General features: G+C 59.4%; 21 protein-coding genes. 14 read left to right on the forward strand and 7 right to left on the reverse strand.

Annotated features, from left to right (window positions below; genetic code table 11):
- Window position 1 precedes the first annotated feature (1 nt).
- The 6 genes from NH398_RS01930 (at window position 2) to NH398_RS01955 (ending at window position 3,819) form a co-directional block, all read left to right on the forward strand.
- Window positions 2-208: a ParD-like family protein gene (locus tag NH398_RS01930; RefSeq protein WP_159342440.1), complete on the forward strand. Its 207-nt coding sequence runs from the start codon at window positions 2-4 to the stop codon at window positions 206-208.
- Window positions 201-989, forward strand: coding sequence for a type I methionyl aminopeptidase (gene map / locus NH398_RS01935; protein ID WP_253016137.1), 789 nt, complete (start codon window positions 201-203; stop codon window positions 987-989). The genes NH398_RS01930 and map overlap by 8 nt, the downstream gene beginning before the upstream one ends.
- Window positions 990-1,100: 111 nt before the next feature.
- Window positions 1,101-2,405, forward strand: coding sequence for a S8 family serine peptidase (locus NH398_RS01940; RefSeq protein ID WP_253016139.1), 1,305 nt, complete (start codon window positions 1,101-1,103; stop codon window positions 2,403-2,405).
- Window positions 2,406-2,469: 64 nt separating this feature from the next.
- Complete coding sequence (locus NH398_RS01945) at window positions 2,470-2,709, forward strand: hypothetical protein (protein ID WP_253016141.1); 240 nt, start codon at window positions 2,470-2,472, stop codon at window positions 2,707-2,709.
- 126 nt (window positions 2,710-2,835) lie between these two features.
- Entirely contained in the window at window positions 2,836-3,225 is a 390-nt protein-coding gene (locus NH398_RS01950) for a hypothetical protein (RefSeq protein WP_159342437.1), read from the forward strand.
- A 30-nt stretch (window positions 3,226-3,255) separates the two neighbouring features.
- Complete coding sequence (locus NH398_RS01955) at window positions 3,256-3,819, forward strand: histidine phosphatase family protein (RefSeq protein ID WP_253016143.1); 564 nt, start codon at window positions 3,256-3,258, stop codon at window positions 3,817-3,819.
- Here the strand turns inward: NH398_RS01955 and NH398_RS01960 are convergent.
- Window positions 3,816-5,780 carry a DNA topoisomerase III gene (locus NH398_RS01960; RefSeq protein ID WP_253016145.1) on the reverse strand — a complete coding sequence of 655 codons (1,965 nt, stop codon included), beginning with the start codon at window positions 5,778-5,780 and terminating at the stop codon, window positions 3,816-3,818. The two genes, NH398_RS01955 and NH398_RS01960, sit on opposite strands and share 4 nt — an antisense overlap.
- 187 nt (window positions 5,781-5,967) lie before the next feature.
- Between NH398_RS01960 and NH398_RS01965 the strand changes: the two genes are divergently transcribed.
- Together NH398_RS01965 and NH398_RS01970 are read left to right on the forward strand one after the other, a co-directional pair.
- Complete coding sequence (locus NH398_RS01965; protein WP_253016147.1) at window positions 5,968-7,215, forward strand: AarF/ABC1/UbiB kinase family protein; 1,248 nt, start codon at window positions 5,968-5,970, stop codon at window positions 7,213-7,215.
- A gap of 122 nt (window positions 7,216-7,337) precedes the next feature.
- Window positions 7,338-9,158 carry an SEC-C domain-containing protein gene (locus NH398_RS01970; protein WP_159342434.1) on the forward strand — a complete coding sequence of 607 codons (1,821 nt, stop codon included), beginning with the start codon at window positions 7,338-7,340 and terminating at the stop codon, window positions 9,156-9,158.
- A gap of 15 nt (window positions 9,159-9,173) precedes the next feature.
- Here NH398_RS01970 and NH398_RS01975 read toward each other — a convergent pair whose 3' ends face one another.
- A complete protein-coding gene (locus NH398_RS01975) occupies window positions 9,174-10,544 on the reverse strand; it encodes an MFS transporter (RefSeq protein WP_253016149.1) in 1,371 nt (456 codons plus the stop codon).
- Between the two features lie 132 nt (window positions 10,545-10,676).
- Between NH398_RS01975 and NH398_RS01980 the strand changes: the two genes are divergently transcribed.
- The 4 genes from NH398_RS01980 (at window position 10,677) to NH398_RS01990 (ending at window position 13,394) form a co-directional block, all read left to right on the forward strand.
- Window positions 10,677-11,195, forward strand: coding sequence for a peptidylprolyl isomerase (locus NH398_RS01980; RefSeq protein ID WP_159342432.1), 519 nt, complete (start codon window positions 10,677-10,679; stop codon window positions 11,193-11,195).
- 135 nt (window positions 11,196-11,330) lie between these two features.
- Window positions 11,331-11,456: a cytochrome c oxidase subunit CcoM gene (ccoM, locus tag NH398_RS16695; protein WP_290441362.1), complete on the forward strand. Its 126-nt coding sequence runs from the start codon at window positions 11,331-11,333 to the stop codon at window positions 11,454-11,456.
- Between the two features lie 388 nt (window positions 11,457-11,844).
- On the forward strand, window positions 11,845-12,261 hold the full coding sequence (locus tag NH398_RS01985) for a hypothetical protein (protein ID WP_253016151.1): 417 nt from the start codon (window positions 11,845-11,847) through the stop codon (window positions 12,259-12,261).
- Window positions 12,261-13,394, forward strand: coding sequence for a GGDEF domain-containing protein (locus NH398_RS01990; protein WP_253016153.1), 1,134 nt, complete (start codon window positions 12,261-12,263; stop codon window positions 13,392-13,394). Before NH398_RS01985 ends, NH398_RS01990 begins: the two co-directional genes overlap by 1 nt.
- Here the strand turns inward: NH398_RS01990 and NH398_RS01995 are convergent.
- Genes NH398_RS01995 through NH398_RS02010 form a run of 4 tightly spaced genes read right to left on the reverse strand, consistent with a single transcriptional unit; the run spans window position 13,378 to window position 17,732 of the window.
- Window positions 13,378-13,839, reverse strand: coding sequence for a group 1 truncated hemoglobin (locus NH398_RS01995; RefSeq protein WP_159342431.1), 462 nt, complete (start codon window positions 13,837-13,839; stop codon window positions 13,378-13,380). The two genes, NH398_RS01990 and NH398_RS01995, sit on opposite strands and share 17 nt — an antisense overlap.
- A gap of 52 nt (window positions 13,840-13,891) precedes the next feature.
- On the reverse strand, window positions 13,892-14,749 hold the full coding sequence (locus NH398_RS02000; protein WP_253016154.1) for a DUF3034 family protein: 858 nt from the start codon (window positions 14,747-14,749) through the stop codon (window positions 13,892-13,894).
- Between the two features lie 17 nt (window positions 14,750-14,766).
- Window positions 14,767-17,109, reverse strand: a complete 2,343-nt coding sequence (locus tag NH398_RS02005; RefSeq protein WP_253016156.1) for an EAL domain-containing protein — start codon at window positions 17,107-17,109, stop codon at window positions 14,767-14,769.
- An 11-nt stretch (window positions 17,110-17,120) separates the two neighbouring features.
- The gene (locus NH398_RS02010; protein ID WP_253016158.1) at window positions 17,121-17,732 is read right to left on the reverse strand and encodes a Cupredoxin; all 612 of its coding nucleotides are present in this window, start codon (window positions 17,730-17,732) and stop codon (window positions 17,121-17,123) included.
- A gap of 421 nt (window positions 17,733-18,153) precedes the next feature.
- Here NH398_RS02010 and NH398_RS02015 point away from each other — a divergent pair, with 421 nt between their 5' ends.
- Both NH398_RS02015 and NH398_RS02020 read left to right on the forward strand, forming a co-directional pair.
- Window positions 18,154-18,381: a hypothetical protein gene (locus NH398_RS02015; protein WP_253016159.1), complete on the forward strand. Its 228-nt coding sequence runs from the start codon at window positions 18,154-18,156 to the stop codon at window positions 18,379-18,381.
- Between the two features lie 33 nt (window positions 18,382-18,414).
- Window positions 18,415-19,617 carry a PqqD family protein gene (locus tag NH398_RS02020; protein ID WP_253016161.1) on the forward strand — a complete coding sequence of 401 codons (1,203 nt, stop codon included), beginning with the start codon at window positions 18,415-18,417 and terminating at the stop codon, window positions 19,615-19,617.
- Here NH398_RS02020 and NH398_RS02025 read toward each other — a convergent pair.
- On the reverse strand, window positions 19,614-20,195 hold the full coding sequence (locus NH398_RS02025) for a lytic transglycosylase domain-containing protein (RefSeq protein ID WP_253016162.1): 582 nt from the start codon (window positions 20,193-20,195) through the stop codon (window positions 19,614-19,616). The two genes, NH398_RS02020 and NH398_RS02025, sit on opposite strands and share 4 nt — an antisense overlap.
- Between the last annotated feature and the right edge of the window lie 8 nt (window positions 20,196-20,203).

Genomic DNA, 20,203 nt, shown 5'->3' on the forward strand with positions numbered 1-20,203 from the left:
CATGGGGATCGTCAAAATCAACGACCAGCTGCATGAAGAGCTGCGTAAAGCGAGCGGTGTGATGGTGCGCTCCATCAATGCCCAGGCGGAGTACTGGATCAAAATCGGCATGCTGGCGGAGGCGAACCCCGGCCTGACCTTTTCTGACATCATGCGGGAGCAAATGAAGCAAGCCGACGTGGATATCAGGATGGTGATGGGTGAATAGGGTGACGCTGAAAACAACCGAAGAGCTTCAGTTACTGCGTGAAGCGGGTCGGCTGCTGGCGCAGGTGTTTGGCTATTTAGACGCACGCATTGAGCCGGGTATTTCCACGATGGATATCAACCGCTGGGCCGAACGCTACATCGTCGATGTAGTAAAGGCGCGCCCGGCAAGTAAAGGCCAATACGGTTACCCCTACGTGCTCAATGCCTCGGTGAACCATGTAGTGTGCCACGGCATTCCTTCTGAAACCCAGCGGTTGGCCTCAGGCGATATCGTCAACGTCGACATCACGCTTGAGAAAAACGGCTTTATCGCCGATGCCAGCAAAACCTATTTGGTGGGCACGGTCACTCCCAATGCCCAACGGCTGGTCGATACGACCTACGAAGCCATGTGGCGAGGCATTCATGCCGTGAAACCCGGTGCCACGCTGGGAGACGTGGGGCATGCCATTCAACACCATGCCGAACGCCACGGTTACTCCATCGTCCGCGAATACTGCGGCCACGGCATCGGGCGCGACATGCATGAAGCGCCTCAGGTGCTGCACTACGGTAAGCCAGGCAAAGGCCTCACGTTGAAAGAGGGTATGGTGTTCACCATCGAGCCGATGGTGAACATGGGCAACGCCAAGATCAAAACCAAACGCGACGGCTGGACCGTGGTGACCAGCGATAAGAAGCTCTCGGCGCAGTGGGAGCATACCGTGGCCGTCACGGCAAGCGGCGTAGAGGTGCTCACGCTGCGCGATGACGAGCGCATGCCTGCCTTCGACGACTGAGCCAACGCCTCGCTTCCTGGCGAAGCGCCTCAGGTGCGTTAAGCTGAAACGGCGGACACTGATTCTTAGCCCGCCGTTTTTTGTTGATGCGCAAAGAAAAGGATGTCGATGATGGCGAAAAAACCGATAGGTAGCGGCACGACGCCCACAAAACCGCCACGTGCCACGGTCTCGTGTGGCACCGAAAAGCTACTGCTGGACGCCTTGGAACGTGGGGGAAGCTGTCTAGAGACCGGGCGCTTTTTGATTAGCTACCGCGATGGCCAAGTGGAAGCGGGCATCAAGGCGCTCAAGGCCCAGAACTTTCGCGTGGCGGATGCTCGCGATTTCACTGACCAAGCGGTGAGCCTGGAAGACGCCGGCGACGCAGAAGCCATGGTGTTTCCCGAAATTGGCGTGGCGCTGATTGGCGGTGATGCCATAGAGCAGCACGGGATGAGCGTGTTGAATACGCTTGCGGCGGATAGCCCCGTCGACATCATCGAACCGGAGTACTTTGCGTTTTCAGAGAATTACGAGTACTTGCGCGGCTTTTTACGCGCTGCCACGACTATTGCACGGGATTTAGGCGTTGAACTGGATGCCCAAGAGGGGGCGTCAGAGCTTGAAGCGGCGCTTCGGCCCACGTGGGGATTGAGCCGTTGTAAAGTGCCGCAAAGCCGCTGGAGCGGGGCGGGCATTAAAGTCGCCGTGTTGGATACCGGTATGGATCTGGGGCACCCGGATTTTGCCGACAGAGAATTCGTGACCCGCTCGTTTGTAGGAGAGGCCGTGCAGGATATGAACGGGCACGGCACCCACTGCATTGGCACAGCCTGTGGCCCCCAAAGCCCAGGTGATACCACGCCGCGTTACGGCATTGCTTATGAAGCGCAGATTTTAGTGGGTAAGGTGCTCACCAATTCAGGCAGCAGTACCGGAGCCGGAGTGCTGGCGGGTCTGAACTGGGCGATTGCCAACCGCTGTGAAGTGATTTCGATGTCTTTAGGGAGCCAAAGCCCGGTGCAAGCCGCCTACACCCATGCCGGGGCAGCGGCGTTGCGTAACGGCTGCCTGGTGATTGCCGCAGCGGGGAATGCCGCCATGCAAACGGGCGCGCCCGCCAACTCGCCTACGGTGATGTCGGTGGCTTCCTTAGATCCCAACTTATCGCCTTCCAACTTTTCCAATCATGGCAAAATCGACATTGCCGCCCCTGGCCGAGATGTTTTTTCGTCGTGGCCCCGGCCCACGAGGCATAAATCGATCAGCGGCACCAGCATGGCCGCGCCGCACGTGGCGGGTTGTGCCGCCCTCTGGGCGCAGTCGGATGCCTCCCTACGTGGGCGAAAGCTTTGGGAGCAGTTAGTAGCATCGGCCAAACCTTTGCCCCTGCCTGACACGCAAGTGGGCATAGGTCTGGTACAAGCCCCTTAACCATCACGCCGCGCTGGGCGGTTCTTTCCAAACGCCCATCGCACGACCTGTGGAGATACGTTCAATGGCAACGGTCGCGCTATGGTTGATCACGATTTCCAGCGATCAGCCCATCCATGACATCGCCACCCGCCTTAGCGCGGAAGGCCTGACGGTTCGAGAAGTGCTAGAGGAAATCGGCTGCATTACCGGTGCCGCCGACGAAGCCACGGCGGAGCGTCTAAAACAGATTCAAGGCGTGTTAGATATTTCACCGGATATGCCAATGGATATCGGCCCGCCAGGGGCAAGTGAGACGTGGTGAGGAGTAGCATTATCATTACAGCAAACAACCGAACTTCCTATGGTCATGCACCAAAGCGGCTTGTGTACTGAGGCGAGGTCAGTATAGGGACAGCGTCCATCTCGCCAAGTACAGAAGGGCTAAGCCATGCCTCCCCTTTCGATCGATTTGCAATACGCTGAGCTAATGAATCAGCTCCGACACTTAGGTGCTATTCGATTTGCGATGATGGGCGTCTGTGCCGCGTTTACTATTGGGCTCCTGACGGCGCATTATTCACTGTTAGATCAATGCCGTGTGCAGGCAATAGAGCTGGCGTTTCAAGCGCAGATGATCGGCACCATCATCGTAATACTGTTCGCAATCTTCGAATTATCTGCAAGTTGGCAATACAAGCAATTTGCTGGTCGCGCAGTGGCCTTAGAAGGCGAAGATGGCGCTGTCTTTAAAGGCAAAAAAGTACGCTTACTTGGGCCTGTCACACTTATGTCACTGATCGTTTACGCGCTGCTTTTGGTAGTTTGGTGGTTTCTATAACGATTTGGCTCTCTGACCAACGTAATGCAAATGGATATTTTTTTACTGCGTCACGCGGAAACGCTATCTAACCAGGAGGGGCGGCTTTCTAGCGGGATGGATGACACGCTAACGGCACTGGGATGCGAGCAAGCTCACGCTATTGTTAGCGGGCTGCTTTCCTTGAGGCTTGATGCAATTCTTTGCTCGCCTCTTTCACGAGCTGTGAAGACAGTGCAGCCTTTTTTAGACGCCAGTTCTCTACCGTTTGAGATACATCCGTGTCTAGCAGAAGGCCAACTGGTACTCACCAGTGAGGTGCCGCTGATGCCTGTTGGCTACCAGAGGTTGTCCAGTGGTGTTCCAGTGCCTTGTAGCGATGAGTCGCCGGGGGCTTTCTTGCAACGCGTTGAACACGCAAAAGATCTGTTGTTATCTCAGCAATATCCACGAATTTTGGTGGTGACTCACGGGCATATGATTCGTGAGCTATTGAATAGCTTTTTAGCGCTACCGAGCAAAACGCGCTTCGCCCATCATAATTGTGGTTTGACGCATCTTTCGATTGGCGAACAGGTGACCGTTGGCTTCGTCAATCGACCGTTAATACCCTAGACCGTTGTTTTCTTAGTTCGCCGCTTCCCCGCCGTGCTGCTGCGGCTCCCCGTGGTTGTCTTACCGCTCGTACTTTTACGCCGCGTATAGCTTTTCTTAGTTGCTCCGCTGCGTTTGGCAGGGGCACCTGCTTCGCCTTGGGCGGTTTGTAGGCTGTGGCGCAATTTAGCCGCGTCGCTTTGGCCTAGCAGGGCGCGTAAGTCTTCCAGCAGCGCGTGCTGGAAGGCGTTGGGGTCGTCTTGCTGCTCGGAGATCGCTCGCAGGCGTTGCTCCCAAAGGGCGGTGCGTTCCGGTGTGCTGACGGCGCTGGGCAGGGCGGCGATCAGCGCGCAGCCGAGTTTGGTGGCGCGTAGCGCTTTTTGCTGGCGCACTAGGTAGCCGCGCTGCACCAGGGTTTCAATGATGCCTGCCCGGGTGGCTTCGGTGCCCAGGCCGTCGGTGTCGCGCAGCGTGCGGCGCACCTCTGGGTCCTCCACGTAGCGGCCAATGTTCATCATCGCTTTGATCAGGCTGGCATCGGTGAACGGTTCTGGTGGCCGGGTCTCTTTTTCCTCCACGCCTGCGGCGAGTGCTTGGCAGGCTTCGCCTTGGGTGAGCGGTGGCAGCGGCGGGGTGTCTTCGCGGGTGGTGAACAGCGGCTTCCAGCCAGGATTGAGGATGCTTTGGCCGCGCGCGCGGAAGGCTTCGTTCAGCAGGGTGAACTCGGCTTTCACTTCGAAGGTGCGCAGCGGGCGGTAGAACTGCGCCATGACGTTGCGCACGATCAGCTGAAACACATGGCCTTCGGTGGCGGAAAGCTGGCTGAAATCGGCGGGCTTGCCGGTCGGTGCCAAGGCGTGGTGCGCACCAACTTGCTTGTCGTTCCAGGCTTTCGAGCGCAGGGTGAAGTCGGCCCCGTGGAGCCATCCTCGTAGCGTGTCGTCATTCTGGCAGGCACCGGAGAGGCTGCGTTGGGCAAGCGCCAGGTGCTCTTCGGGCAGGTAGCGGCAGTCGGAGCGAGGGTAGGTAATCAGCTTGTGCTGTTCGTATAGCCGCTGGCAAATATCCAGCACCATCTGCGCAGAAAGCCCAAAGCGGCGGGCGGCGTCTACCTGCAGGGCTGAGAGCGAGTAGGGCAGCGGTGGCGCTTGTCGCTTTTCTTGTTGTTCTAGTTGGGTGAGCGTGCCGTGCACGCCGGGGAGTTGAGCGGCCAGGGCATCGGCGGGCGTGCGGTCCGTCAGTCGCCCTTGCTCATCCAGCGGTTGATGGGCTTTCGGTGCCCACCACGCGCGCAGTTGCCCCTGCGCTACCTGTAGGTCTACCCAAAGCGGGTAGAACGGGTAGGGTTTGAAATCACGGATACTGTTGTCTCGCCGGACAATCAGCCCCAGCACTGGGGTTTGTACCCGGCCCACCGAGAGCACGCCATCGTGCCCGGCCTGGCGGCCGGTGAGCGTCCAAGCGCGCGTCAGGTTGATACCGTATAGCCAATCGGCCCGGGAGCGCGCCTGGGCGGCCTGAAACAGCGGCTGAAACTCAGCATTCGACCGCAGGCTGGCCAGCGCGCGGCTGACCGCTGGGCGGTTGAGGTCGCTGATCAAGAGCCGCTGCACTGGGCCACGGTATTTCAAATGCTCGATCACCTCTTGCACCAGCAGTTGGCCTTCGCGGTCGGGGTCGCCAGCGTGCACCACGCTGGTCGCCTGTTTGATCAATTTGCGAATCACCGCGAGCTGGCCACGGGCTTTAGGGCGCGGGGCGAGTTGCCAGGTGCCGGGCACGATGGGCAGCCGGTCGAGGCGCCACTGTTTATCGGCGGGGTCGTAGGCTTCCGGTGGAGCTTGCTCCAGCAGGTGGCCCAGGCACCAAGTCACCGTGGTATCGCCGCACACAATCGCGCCTTCCTGGCGTTTGCCGCCACCGGGCAGGGCGTCGGCAATGGCACGGGCGAGGCTGGGTTTCTCGGCGATAATCAAGCGCATACGGTAGGCCCTGGCAGCGGTCTTTGAAAGAGTGTCATGGTAGCAGAAGCCGCTCAATGGGTTGAACGTCGAGGCGTGAAAATTGATACAGGTACTTGAAAGGTGTCGTGCGTCATTTGTTCGTATAGTTTTTGTATAAAATTAGCGGATTGAGTAAGCTGACACTAAACACTGAGAGGTGATGTTCATGCGCGAACGCGGTAGAACACGACGTTTATTCGGGTTGGGTGCCCGCACGGGGGGTGCCCTGCTAAAAACGCGGCTAGGCGGCCAAACGGATTGGCGGGCGTTGGGCGAGGCGCTTTTCGAGGGCTTGTCGGAGTTGAAAGGTCCGGCCATGAAGCTGGCGCAGATCATGTCCCAGTGGGATGACTTGCTGCCCCCCGACCTGGCCAACGAGCTGGCGCGTTTACAGCGTCAGGCCGAGCCCATGCCCTGGCCAAAGATTCGCGAAGCGCTGGTGATGCAGTACGGTGATATCGACCAGCACTTCTGTGAGATCGAAGAGCGGCCCTTTGCCAGCGCCTCCATGGGCCAAGTTCATAAAGCGGTAACGCTAGACGGCGAGACGGTGGTGCTCAAAGTGCAGTATCCCGGCCTTGCCGACGTGCTGGAGAGCGATCTCAAGCAAGTCAGGCGCATCATGGGGCTGGGGCGCTGGTTCAAGGTGCCCCAAGCACGGCTGGATGCGCTGTTCGAGGAGCTGGCAGCCGGGCTGCGTGACGAGCTGGATTACCACGCCGAAGCCGAAGCGCTGGCCCGCTACCGCGAGCGTTATCACGATCACCCAGAGTTAGTGATTCCCGAGCCCTTGTTCGAACTCTCTGGCCAGCACGTCTTGGCTATGCGCTTTGTCGACGGCACTCCGCTGCGGGATTTAGAGAGCGCTGACGACGCTACCCGGCAAAAGGTGGCGGTGGCGCTGGCGGACTGGATTACCGAAGAGCTGTTTACCTACCGTGAACTGCACGCCGACCCTCACGCGGGCAATTTCGCCTGTGACGAGCAGGGCCGTTTGGTGATTTACGATCTAGGCGCGGTGATTCCCGTCCCCGAAGCGCGGCTCAAAGCCATGATGCAGCTACTGGATGCCACCCTGGACCAGGACCCGATGGCCATGGATGACGCGCTGATGAAGATGGGCGGCCGCCAGGGCCAAGGGGCGCCGCTGGCGCTGTATCGGGAATCCGCCGAGTGCATTACGCCGCTGTTTGCCCCCGGCGAGCAGGATTTTAGCGACGTGCGCGTTCACCGCCGCTTGCGGGAACTCACCCCCAAAGTATGGGCGGCCATGGACCGCCTGCAGCCCCCGGCTGATACGCTGCTGCTCTCCCGAGCGCTCAACGGTCACTACTGGAATTTGGTGCGTCTAAAAGCCCGGTTGGACATGCATGGCCGTACCCAGCCGCTGCTGGCGTGGGCGCGTGCCGATTGAACCTATCGGTGCAAACCGCTACCGGCCGATTGCCGCTGCGGTAGCACCGCCAGCCGTGCTAGACTATTGCGCTTTTTAATTGGATTCACCGATCAATAGTCTTGAAGACAGTGGAGACGGCAATGCTGGCGGTATGGGTCGATCAACTGCTGGGATTTGCCTCTGGGGCACTCTCGGCAATCAGGCAGCAGGAGCACTACCCCGATTTCATGACGTGGGTACGTGCCGACGGCGCAGAAGCATTCAACGGCGATCTGGCGACCGCACAAGCGCTAGCGCCCATTCTGTGGTCGCAAACGCCGTTGGAACGGCTGGCATTCGCTAGCGAGCCGTTGGCGACGCCCGGCCGCAACGAGCCGTGCTGGTGCGATTCTGGACGCAAGTACAAGCAGTGCTGCTACCGCGTGAGTTTTCCCACGGAAATCCCCGAACAGATGATGTGGATGCTCTCGCTGCGCGAATGGAAAGGCGCGACCCTGAAAGCGGCCCTGGAGAGCCAGCAGGCCCCGGCGCAAGCATTGCTGGAAGCCGGGCTGATCGCCGCTGAAAGCGGCCAGACGGGCCGCTCAATGCAGATTTTGGAGTCGCTGTTCGATGGCAGCGACTGGTCGCGCCTGCCGGAGCAGGCCGAACCCGCCTTCGAGATCCTGTTGGATATCTATCAAGAGCGTGGCTTTACTCGCAAGCGTGCCGACTTGCTGGACGACGTGATGGAGCGAGGGCCGCTCTTTTTGCGCGGCGTCGCCCTGGAGCGGCTATGTTTGATGCACCTGGATAACGACGATCTGGATAGCGCTCGCGCGGCGTTCGTCAAAGCCCAGCAGGCGCTGCCCGACTCTCCGACGCTGGCCTACATCGAAGCCATGCTGCTGCTCCACGAAGGCCACGAAGCCGAGGCCAAAGAGCGGGCTAACTTCTGGTACCGCCGATTGGTGCGCCAGGGAGACCTGGACGAAGATCAGCTCGAATTCCTGGCCGCGTTGGCGGATAACCCCGGTGCCACGCTGGCCGATCAGCTGCTGAGTGCCGAAGAAGACATGGCGACGCCGCTGGTGTCGCTACAAGCGCTGCTGGCAGCGCTGCCCGTGGCTCCCAAACTCGCCATCGAGCAGGATGCCGAGTCCGGCCGCCTGCACTACACCACCACCGCCCGCGAAGAGACGCTGTTTGCCGCTTGGCACGAGCAGTTTCAGGTCATGGTGGACGAAGACGTGGCGCTAGGCTTCCGTGATGATCCCTGGGGTAATGCGGTGGAGTGGATGTCGGCACTGTGTGCGCATCCCGAATGGCTAGACGCGCCCCAGGTTGTGCAGGATCTGACGCTGGCGCTGACCAGCCGCTTCGGCAGCTTGCCGTGGATGGCTCCCACGCTGCTAGAGCCACTGGCGTTGCGCTTGTCTCGCTGGTTGGAGCAGGCCCGCGCCGCCGGAGACGGCAGCCTATGCTGGGACGACGCCGATAACGCCATGCTGCTGCGCACCGGATTGGCGCTGGTCGTCGGGATGGAGCGCGGTGCCCGCCAGCACTCACGCGAGCTGGCCGAAGAGCTGCTGGCGATCGATCAGGAAGACAGCCTAGGCCTGAGGGAACTGGTGCTGGACCAGTTGCTGCGCGACCACCGTAACGAAGAGGCACTGGCACTGACCGAAGAGCCCCAGAAAGACGATGGTTCATTGGTGCTAGGGCTTCTAATGGGGCGCACGCTGGCGCTCTATCGGTTAGGCCAGCAGGCAGCGGCGGAAATCGCCATTCAAGATGTCATGGCACACAACCGCCATGCGCTGGAGCTGATCTGCGCCGAGAACCCCAGACCTTCCATGCCCCACGCCGATGGGCAGGTCGACCCTGGCTCCCGGGCCGAAGCATGGCAGTACCGCACGCTGATGCGTGACCAGTGGCGCACGACTCCTGGGGCGCTGGAGTGGCTAGCCAACCATCGCTGAGCCTCCCTGACGGTCTTATTGGCCTGCCCCGTTCACCGGGGCAGGTACGAGCTGCTTGTCGCGGCTGATCCAGATCGCCAGCACAATGGCGGGTAGGCCGAGCAGCGTGGCCACAACGAAGAACGTGGCATAGCCCTGAGCACTCACGACGATGCCACCAAACCCGCTGAGGAATTTCCCTGGCAGCGTCATCAGTGACGAAAACAGCGCGTACTGCGTGGCGGTATACGCGCGCGAGGTCAAGCTCGACAAAAACGCGATGAATACCGCGCTGGCGAGGCCGTTAGCGAGGTTATCACCGATGATCGTCACCACCAGCATCGGCACCTGATTGCCAATCAGCGCAAGCACCGCAAACAACAGGTTGGTGACCATCACCAGTCCTGCGCCAAAAATCAGCAGTGGGCCAATGCCATAACGGGCCACCAGTAGACCGCCAAGAATCCCCCCGGCAATGCTCATGGCAATCCCAAATATATTGGTGACGTTGGCAATGGTCGCCAGTGAAAAGCCCAAGTCGATATACAGCGGGTTGGCCATGGAGGCCATGGCCAAGTCGCTGATGCGAAACACGGCAATGAATAGCAAAATGCCCATCGCCTTCACGCCAAAGCGACGAAAGAAGTCGGTAAACGGGCACACGATGGCGCCAATCACCCAGGCGCCCATACGCCGCAGCGGTTTCGGCTGGCCCCGGCTGGCGCGGATGAAGGCGCGCACTTTGGGCTCGTGGATGAGCTGCACGGTCAGCGAAGCGCGTTGGGGCTCCGGTCGAATCAAGACGGTGAGCACGCCAATGCCGACCAGAGCCGCCATGGTGAGGTAGGCGGCGTGCCACGACACCGCCGAAGCCACATACAGCGCACCGGCACCCGCCGCCAGCAGCCCGCCGCGATAGCCGATGATATAGGTGGAGGCCATGGCCGCCTGGACATCGTCATTGGCGGATTCGATACGGTAAGCGTCTATCGCAATATCCTGCGTCGCGGAGCCAAACGCCACCAGCAGCGCAAAGGCGGCCACCCAGCCCAAATTACCCACGGGGTCGACGCCCGCTAAGCCAATGAGGCCAGCGGCAATCATGCCTTGGGCCAGCAGCATCCAGCCTCGTCGTTGCCCAAACGCCCGCGTCAGTAGCGGTAGAGCAAGCCGGTCCACGACAGGTGCCCAGAAGAATTTGATCGAGTAGAGCATCCCGATCCAGGCAAAAAAGCCGATAGCGGCAACGTCGACGCCATCGCTACGCAGCCAGGCAGAGAGCGTGGAAAACACCAGTAAAAAGGGCAGGCCAGCGGAAAAGCCTAAAAACAGCATGGTGATCACTGGCGCTTTGCAGTAAATACCAAGCGCCGCCAGCCAACTGCGCTGGGGAGTCGGGGTGGGCATGTAAGGACGTACTCCCAAAAGAAAACATCGGTGACGTGGCCCGCTGAAAAACCCGACGATGTTAGACTGTGTCTAGGGTTCATGGTCAGCGTTCCATGACAAAGCCGACAGCTTACCGGAGAGGAGTTTTCCATGTCGATTACCGCCCATCAGGTAGTGACCTTGCACTACGTGCTTAGCGATGTGCTCAGCGATGGCAGCACCCGCGTGTTGGATGACTCCCAGGCGCGTCAACAACCTTTGGAGTATCTGCACGGCCACGACAACATTCTGCCGGGCCTGGAGCGTGATTTAGCCGGTAAAACGGCAGGCGACGAGCTGCGCGTTACGCTGGCACCCGCCGACGCGTATGGCGTGCGTAACGAAGACCTGGTGCAAGAGGTGAGCCGCGCCTCGTTTGGCGGTGCGGCGATCGAACCCGGCAGCCGGTTTCAGACCGAGGGTGAGGCTGGCCCGCAGATCGTCACGGTGCTCGCCATCGACGGCGATAACGTCACCGTGGACACCAACCATCCGTTGGCAGGCCACACGCTGCGCTATCAGGTGACGATTTTGGACGTTCGTGAAGCGACCCGTGCCGAGCTTGCCAAAGGCCACCCGCTGCCCCCAGGCACCGAGCATCGTAGCGTAGAAGACCGCAAAGTTCTTTAAGCCCCCAAAAAACTGACCTGCATCAAGTTCGCGATCGCCGCCATGGTGGTCATTGGTAAAGCTTGATCCAGGTCAGTTTCCTCTTTTCTGGACGCAGTACGATGGCCCCATACATCACGGCGAGAGGGGAACATCATGTACTGGGACGAGGCTGTTATTTTCGGCTTGGCCACTGTCGCTTTAGTGATCGCTTTTATGGTGGGTTGGGTAGGTTTCGTGATTCGCGATCATTTGCGCAAAGGCGAACGTAAAAAGTCGTGACGCCGACGATGCCTTAGCGCGAGCGCGACGCGGCTCTAGCCAATCGGCTGTGACAGTCGTCAGGGGAGGGGGCTTACGCCAAGGTGTAAGCTTCCTGTTGCCGGCCCAATGGGCCGGCTTTTTTATGCCTCGTGTTTATACCGCGTCATGCCATGGAGGAGGAGAGGTAAGAGGCGGTTGAGGAGAAATAAGACGGAAGCGTGAGTGTTAATTGGCGTTGAAAAGCATTGGCGGTCATGCTCTGGTAAAGTGCCTCGACCACTATCGTGCACTAAACCAAACTAGGAAGCTGACCGCGATGAAGGCTGTTCTGTCTCGTTTGTCCTTACGTTGCAGTGGGGCGCTCTCAAAAGCAGCTAGGGGGCTCGTCGTTTTACTGCTTGTCGGCGTGCCACTCAGCGCCAGTGCCCAGGCGCTTAGCCTGATCAATGGTGATTCCACACAAAAAGTAGCGCTGGGGGATCTGCGCGATCGCGCCGATACGAGCTTTACCGTTTTCGACCCCTTTCAAGGCCGCGACGTGGAGATGCGCGGGGTCTCCTTTCGTGACTTTTTGATCGAGCATTTTGGCGAGGTGCCGCCCACGCTGCACTTCACCGCCTGGGACGATTACGAGGTAAGCCTGGGGGGCTGGGATGACCCGACCTGGTATTTGGTGACCATCGAGGAGGGTGAGCCGCTGACCCTGCGCTCGCGGGGGCCGATTCGATTGGTCGAGCGTGAATACACGGGGCGCGATGTCGAGAACTTGCGCGACTTCAACGACTGGATTTGGATGATTCGTAGCATCGAGGCGCAGTGGTGATGTCTACCGAGCCTGAGAAGCCGCCCGAGCCGCCGGTTCGCTGGGGATCGGGCAGGCTGTTTACCTGGCTCTCGCTGAGCTTGATGAGCTTCGTGGGGCTGATGGTGCTGATCGTTTACGAGGCACGCTGGGTCTATCCGGAAATCCAGGCGTACTTTAGCCAGACCGGCAGCCTGACGGGGCAGCAGTTGGCCACCCGGGCTCGGGGGTACGTGCAGCGTGCCCAAGAGGAGCTGCTCGTCGCGACGTCGCCGTTGGAGGTTGGCAATGCCCGCCACTCGTTGGAATTAGCCTATGGGCTCTTCGACGTAGATATCTATCGGCAGAAGTACGCCTGCACCGCCCCCAGTCTAGCGCTCATGGATGACATCGCCGACCTGCTCGACACCGAGCAAATCGACCCCTTCGACGCCGCCCACGCGCTGTTCGTACCGGTGCAGTGCTTGACCAGTATCGAAATGAATCAGCTCGACCGTCGTGGTATGGCCATCAACGACTTTTCATCCAGCACTCGCCGTCACAACCAAGTAATGACCTACTCCAGTGTGCTGATTTTTGCCCTTGGCCTGCTGTTCTGGGTCATGCACCAACGTCAGCTCAAACGCACCGAGCGAGCGAACGCAGAAAAATTTGCCTGGATGGCCAGGGCCATGCGCGACCCGCTGACCGGCATCGGTAATCGGAGCGCGCTCTATCAGGACGTGGCGAGGTATTCGGGGCGCTCCATGGGGCTGATTCTGGTCGATATCGATTTTTTCAAGCAGTACAACGATGCCCTCGGTCACCCTGAGGGAGATCGCCTGCTCCGCCGACTGGCGACGCTGCTGGAGGATGCCCTGGGCGAAGAGGCCCGGCTCTACCGGCTGGGAGGCGATGAGTTCGCGGCGCTGCTGCCATGCCCCAGCGACCAAGCGCTAACCCAATTTTGTGAGGCGCTGCAGGTGGGGTTAGAGGCCGCCCAATGTCCTCATCCTGCGCATCCTGATAATAAAGATGTGACTTTGAGCATTGGGGGCGCGCGCTTTGTGGCCGATGCCACCTCCTTTGCTGGGGCCTATGCAGCGGCCGACAAAGCGCTTTATCAAGTGAAAACCGCTGGGCGAGATGGCTGGCAAATCACTGCAAGCGCATGACGTCGTCGTACATCGGTGCTAGACGGCCCAGCATATCGTTACGCGCGGCGAGGGGGACGTTCTCTTCGATCATGGCGGCGTCCAGGTACTCCACCACGCGGTTAAAGTGCGCATCGGTGATGCCCATGGTTTGGTGAGCGCGGTCCATGGGCGGGCCATCGTACTGACAGGGGCCGTCGGCCACATCGCAGAGCTGCGTTGCTAGCGAAGCAGCGAACAGATCGATATTGCTGTTGGCAAAGTAGCTGACGATCTCCTCGTCATCGGCAATGCGGTAAAGCAAGTTCTCGACCACCGCATCGATAGTGGGCTGGCCGCCCATACGTTCATACAGCGTGGCCTGCTGTGCGTGCTGGGCACACCCGGCCAGCGCCAACACGCCGACTAGTGCCCCGGCCACTAGCGTGCCCCGCGAAATGCTTTGCAAAGAGTGATGCAGTCTCATGGCGGTTCCTTTTTCGTCGTCTTTTTCGTGGCGCGTGAAGCGCGAGAGCGGTTTAGAAGGCCGCCTGTAAGGAGAGGTAGCCACCACGCTGAGAGGGCAGCCCCGCAATATCGCCCAAATCCAGCCAGGCGCCGGTCAGCGACACGTGTTTGTTGAAGAAGTATGCGCTGTAGACGCTCTGCCAATCCTCTTCGTCGGCAACGCTCAGGTTATCCGGCTTTTGACGATATTCAGTACCCACGACCCAACTCGGCGTCACGAAGACCCCGACACTGCCCTCTGCCATCCAGGCGTGGCCGCCCTGGTCGCCGCCAAAGCCCAGCAGGCCGCCTTGGTTGGCCGAGGTATTGCGCAACGTGCCGTTGAGCAGCACGTTCCGACCTAGGAAGGCGTTGAAGAGTAGTTTGCTGACACTGAGATAGGCGTCGGTACCGTTCACGTCATCGGCACCGAGCGCCGTAGGTACGGTGCCATCCACCAAGCGCTTGTGCATCACGCCAGCGCTCCACACGCCGAGCGGGTGGTAGAGCACATCGCCAAACAGGCGGACTTTAGCGCCATAAATGTCCTGCTCCAGCTCTCCGCCCAGCGTCGATAGCTCGAAGGTCTGACGGGCGATGGAAAACTCCATACGGTCATGGAGATTGACGTTGGCGCCCGTCACGGTGAGCTGGTAGTCATCGACCCACGCCCGCGTTGCCGCTGCGGTGACGCCTATTTCGTCGTCGCTGGCGGTGCTGGACAGCACGGCCCAAGGAGAAAGGCCGCCCCCCGCGGCTCCCTCGATGGCACTGACCGCACCGGTGCCTAGGATACGGCTGCCCGCCATGCTAGCGGTGGCAGCCAGTAGCGCGCCAAGTGCGGTCGCCGCGACGATCGCGCGCCGTTTTGATGAGCCGGTGTTGCGCATAGTGTCCCCTTTTTTAATTAGTGAGTGACCGCGGCTGAGAGTGATAGCGTCTTGAATTGGTCCAGCCAGTCGATAACGGCCTCCGCTGGCATGGGTTTGGAGATCCAGTACCCCTGAAGATAATCGCAGTGCAGTTGGCTCAATAGCGCCGCACTGGTGCTGTTCTCGACGCCTTCGGCGACGATCTTGAGCCCAAGGTGGTGGCCCATTTCGATGGTCGAGCGAACGATGGTGAGATCCTCTTGCTGAGTATCCAGCTTCAAGACGAACGATTTGTCGATTTTCAGCTCATCCACCGGCAGCCGTCTAATTTGTGCCAGCGACGAGTAGCCGGTGCCGTAGTCATCCACGGCAATTTTCAGTCCCATTTGGCTGAGCGCCATCAGCGTTTCGGTGGCGGCATTCACATCCTGCATGACGGCACTTTCGGTGACTTCCAGCGCGAGCTGGTCGGGCGTCAAGCCGTAACTCTCGAACAACTCATGGATGTGCATCGGCAGGCCAGGATCGATGACATCGCTTGCGGAGAGGTTGATCGCCACCGAAAGATGCCGCCCCTGGCGTTTCCAGTGGTAAAGCTGCTCACATACGTGGGCCAGCATCCAGTCGGAGAGCAGTCCAATATTGCCCGAGCGCTCGGCCAAACCGATGAATTCGTCGGGAGGCACGAAGCCGAGCGTCGGATGGCGCCAGCGCATCAGCGCTTCGAATTGGCAAACGTTTCCCGTGATGGTATCGACTTTGGGCTGGTAGGCCATCCATAGTTCGCCGTTGTCGACGGCTTCCTGGAGATCGCGAATCAGCATCAGCTGGCGCAGGTGCTGCTCGTCTTGACCCTCGACGTAGCGCTCGTGAGGGCGACGATGTCGGCGCGCTTGGTCAAGGGCGATATCCGAGCGGCGCAGCAGTAGCTGCGCGTTATCGCCATGGACGGGGTAGTTGACCTCACCGGCAGAGAGCGCTGGGACGATCAGCGATTTTTCCAGACTCACCGGCTCGCTGATCTCTGCGATGATCTCTTCGCGCATGTGCTCGCGTAACTCGGGCGCGTCGATCATCAGCATGAGCTCATCACCATCCAGGCGGTACGCTTTTTCCACGGGAGCGCCCAAGCGCTGTAAACGGTCGGCCAAGGTCACTAACAGGTGGTCGCCGAGTTCGTAACCGAAGGTGTCGTTGATGTCGCGAAAGTCATTGATGGACAAACGCAGCAGCGTAAAAGGCTTCCCCAATACGATAAAACGCTGGAGATCTTCGAAGGCACTGACCCGGTTGGGTAGGTTGGTCAGCAGATCGTGACGCGACTGGTGGAGCAGCGAGGCCTCCCGCTCGGCAATGTCCTCCTGCATGGAGAGCAGCGTCGTCGCCAGTTGATTGGTCTCGGTCACCGTGCTGCCGCTCGAAATGTCATCGATGCGCTCGCCCTGACCGATACGCTTCGCGGCCTGCGCTAACGCAATCAGCGGCCTGCTGATACTGCGTGCACTCCATAGCGCCACGGCCAGGGTGAGCAGTACCATCAGCGCGACGATGCTCAGTAGCTGCCACTGTAGCTGGCTGTATGCACCCAACAGCTCATTCCGGGAGAGCTGAATGAGGGCAAAGGATTGATACCGCTGGTTTGCCATGAGCGTCGTTGCGTAAGAGAGGTAGTCACCGTCCAGCGATAACTGGTTGCTGGTGGTGTAGGCACCCTCCATCAGCTGAGAGCCACTATCGCTCATTAAACTCATGGCGAGCTGCTCTTGGTGGGAGCTGGCGAGATAGCTGATATCGCCGCTGGCGTTATAGGTGACAATGCTGATTTCCAGCCCGGTGAGCGCATTGATCTCTTCGGTCACGTTTTCATTGATCAGAAACCCCATGCCGACCCATCCAATCAGGTTGGGTGCGCGCACCGGTAACAGCACGAACTCATAAGGTTCGCCATTATCGATCACCACGCCGACACCGCTACCGGTTTGCTGAGCACGCTGGAACAGGCCTGGGAAGGGCATGGCACTGTTCTGTTCATGGTGGCTGCTGGCCAGAATGTTACCGCTCAAATCGCTGAGCATCACCATGTCGGCCTGGGCGCGGTCACCGTGGTTGGCCAGCACCGAATAAAGGGTTGCCGTATCCTGGGTGGCGACGGCACTTTTGAAGCCAAAGTCGTCGGCGAGGATGGCCACGTTACCCAACAGCTGCTCGCCACGAATGCTCAACAGCTGTTGAAACACGCGGGCGCCCACCTCCAAACGCTGGTTGCCTTTCGCCAGTGCATCGTTTTGTGTCGCGCGCAAAAACGCGACGCCCGTTGCCAGTTGCGAAATGATCACAACCGTCAACAGAACTATCGTGAGTCGCGTGCGAAAGCGCATGGTCATCTCGTTTAGTGACTATGCGTCGCGTTTTGGAAACGCTGTTGAAGCGGCGACAGCGTGGGCGGCTGGGGAGGAATGGCGTTTAGCTCCAACGCCACGGTGAGGTTGTCGGTATCGCTAATCTCGCCTTCCCACCAGACGGCTTGGCTGTCATCCATCCGGCTATGCCACACTCGCATTCGGTGGCTGCCTTCGGGAAGCGCTGGCAGAGATAGGTTGCCTGCGCTGTCGGTCAGGGCGGCATAAGGCGCATCGCTGACCACGATGAACGCCTGCATTTGATCATGGATGTTACAACCCAGCACCACGACGCCGGCTTTCTCGAAGTGAACCGGCGGTGGGGTTTCGCTCAAAAAGAGTTCGAGGTCGAATGTCTTGGCGGGCGAAAACGAAAACACATGATGGCGTGTGGTGTCCTCGTTGGGGAATGCCACGTGGCTGCCGGTGGGAATCGTCGTGACCTGAGGGTTGAAGGCCGCATTGCGCTGAACGATGTTTTTCGTCTGGGCATCCGTCGGCGTGGCAGCGTCGTAATACACTTCGATGACCGCGTTTTCCAGCGGTGTACCTGCCGTGTCGGTGACGCTTACATTGGCGGCTTGGGCAGATAGGCTCGTCATAGCTATCAAGTAACCAAGCGTCTTTAGTGGGTGGGTTAAACGCACGCCTTTACGCAATGTAAGCATGGAAAGTTACCTAAGTAAGTACAGGGGTGGCTTATCATGTAACTATTATGTGGCAAAGTCATGTTTTCGCACTAACGATATACTCACAGAAAGTGAAAAAGAGTAAACAATGGGGAAGTCAAGTAGATAGCATGGTGTCACCCGGTCGGCGGGGCTAGAGTAGCTTTAGAAACAGTGTTCGTTAATCTGTTTGCCATACCGATCAGGAGAGCCGAGATGAGTAAAGAGATCGATAATTCCCGAAAGCTGTTAAATAAGCGCCGTTCTCGTCGCCAAGTGTTGGCAAGTTTAGGTTTGGGGGCTGCCGCCCTTTACGTTGCACCGACGTTGTTCTCTATGGGCCAAGCCGAAGCGCGTGATCATCACCATCGCTCGCGCCCAAGTCGCTCACGACCCAGCTATTCGCGTCCCCATTATTCCCGGCCGCACTATTCGCGCCCCCGTTACTCCCGCCCTGATTATTCCAGAGCGCGCCATTCTCATCAGCATCATTCACGCCATGGCCATGGCTATCCGGAGCGTTATTACTCTCGGCCCCAGCGCTCACGTTGGGAGCGCGACGGCGTCATTGAAATTCGCCTAAGCCGTGTGCTGCCGCGCTGGTAAGGGAGCGGCCATGCCGAGCCACCATCAAGATTATACGCTAGAAGGCGTTGGGCCTTGCCTTCGGTTAGTGAATGCCAAAGGGTTGCTGCCTGTACTGACAGCCGCCATGCCAGGCTGGCCCTTGACGCCTTGCGCCGCGCAAACCCAATCGCCGGAGATTTGCGTGTGGCGGCATCCGCAGGGGTATTGGCAAGAGGCGCCCGCGCTTCCTGAGGGAGCGCTGCTGGACAGCGCGGTAGGAACCGCCTGTAGCGTTATCGCGGATGCTGCCGGGGCATATTTTTATCGTCACCCAGAGTTAGTGGGTTTGCACTGCGGATCAGTGGAAATCAATGGCCAGTTGGTGATTTTTCCCGATACATACCGGGCGGGCAAAAGCACCTTAACCGCCGCCTTTGCAGCGGCTGGGCAGCGAGTGTTTGGTGATGATGTGCTGGCGCTCAACAAGCAAGGGGAAGGGATTGCGCTGGGCGTGGCACCTCGCTTGCGGCTACCGCTTCCTGACGCGATGTCTCTGGAGTTTCGTCAGTTTGTACAAACGCACCTTGGCCCTAAGGACGCCCGCTATGGTTACCTTCGTTTGGACAATACCCAGTTAGCTGGCCACGGCCAGCGCTGCCCGCTGGGGGCGATATTACTGATTGACCGCGATGAATCGCTAAACGAGCCCCAGCTCACCCGCCTTCAGCCAGGCGATGGGTTATGGCAGCTGTTACAGCAAAATTTTGCCGAGCACGAATCTGACCAGGCGCTGATCGAGCGCTTCTTGCCACTGCTTCAGGGCTTGCCCTGTTTTCTGCTGCGCTATTGCGACGCCTTTGATGCGGCCAGGTGGCTCACGAAATGCTGGGGAAATGGCACCCTAGAGAGCTTGGCACTGGCCAGCCAGCCTCGTGGCGATACTCCTGACGTGATACCTGCCCTTGAGCCAACGGATGCGCGCCAGTGGCAGGCCAGTGAGGCAGCGTTTGAGTTTCCACTAGGTGACGAGCTATTTGTGATTGCCGAGGAGGGCGGCTCGATTCATCGGCTGAATACCACCAGCCGGGCCGTGTGGGCGCTGTTGAATCACGAACCGCTGGATATTGACTGCGTGAGTGACACGCTCACAGGCTTTTTTGCAGGCGCAGAATTTGAGCAGGTACGCCAAGACGTGGCGCAGCTACTCGCGCAGTTCTATCACGCTGGGTTGATTGAAGACGTTAACGCTTAGCGCCAGTGATCTTGCCACGCCTTGAGCACTCGCTCCGGGTACCACGTCTTCCCCAGACTACCGTTGTAGCGAGCGAGCGCGCGGGTAAAGTCTCCCCGTTCGACGGCGAGGTAGTGGGCTAGAATCGTGCAGCCATAGCGCAGGTTGCGGTTGGGTTCCGTAAGGTCGTCCATGGGCAGGCCAAGCTCCTCTACCCAAAACGGCATGATCTGCATCAAGCCAACGGCACCGGCAGACGACACCGCATCAGCATTAAAGGCGCTCTCGACCTGAATTAATGCCAGCACCAGCTCGGGCGGTAGCCCGGCGAACCGCGCTTCTTGGTAGAGGCGCGTCAGTAAAGTGTGGCGCCGTTCAGGCGAGGCGATAAAGCGGGAAAGTGGCGCATCCATACGGCTGCGCCACTGCTGTAATTGCCACTGAACGTAGGGCGTTTGTGGGTCGGCTGCTTCCAGCGTGGGGCGTAGGGCAGGCGCCGCTACACTTGGCGCGGGGTAGGCAGCCACCATCAGGCTGCCCATCAGCACCCACTTCACGTACCGAGACGACAAACGCCGCCAAGGAGTGCTCAGTGACATACCTGCCG

Origin of the sequence: Halomonas sp. CnH100-B, from assembly GCF_024124605.1 — a bacterium.
Lineage (GTDB): Bacteria > Pseudomonadota > Gammaproteobacteria > Pseudomonadales > Halomonadaceae > Vreelandella.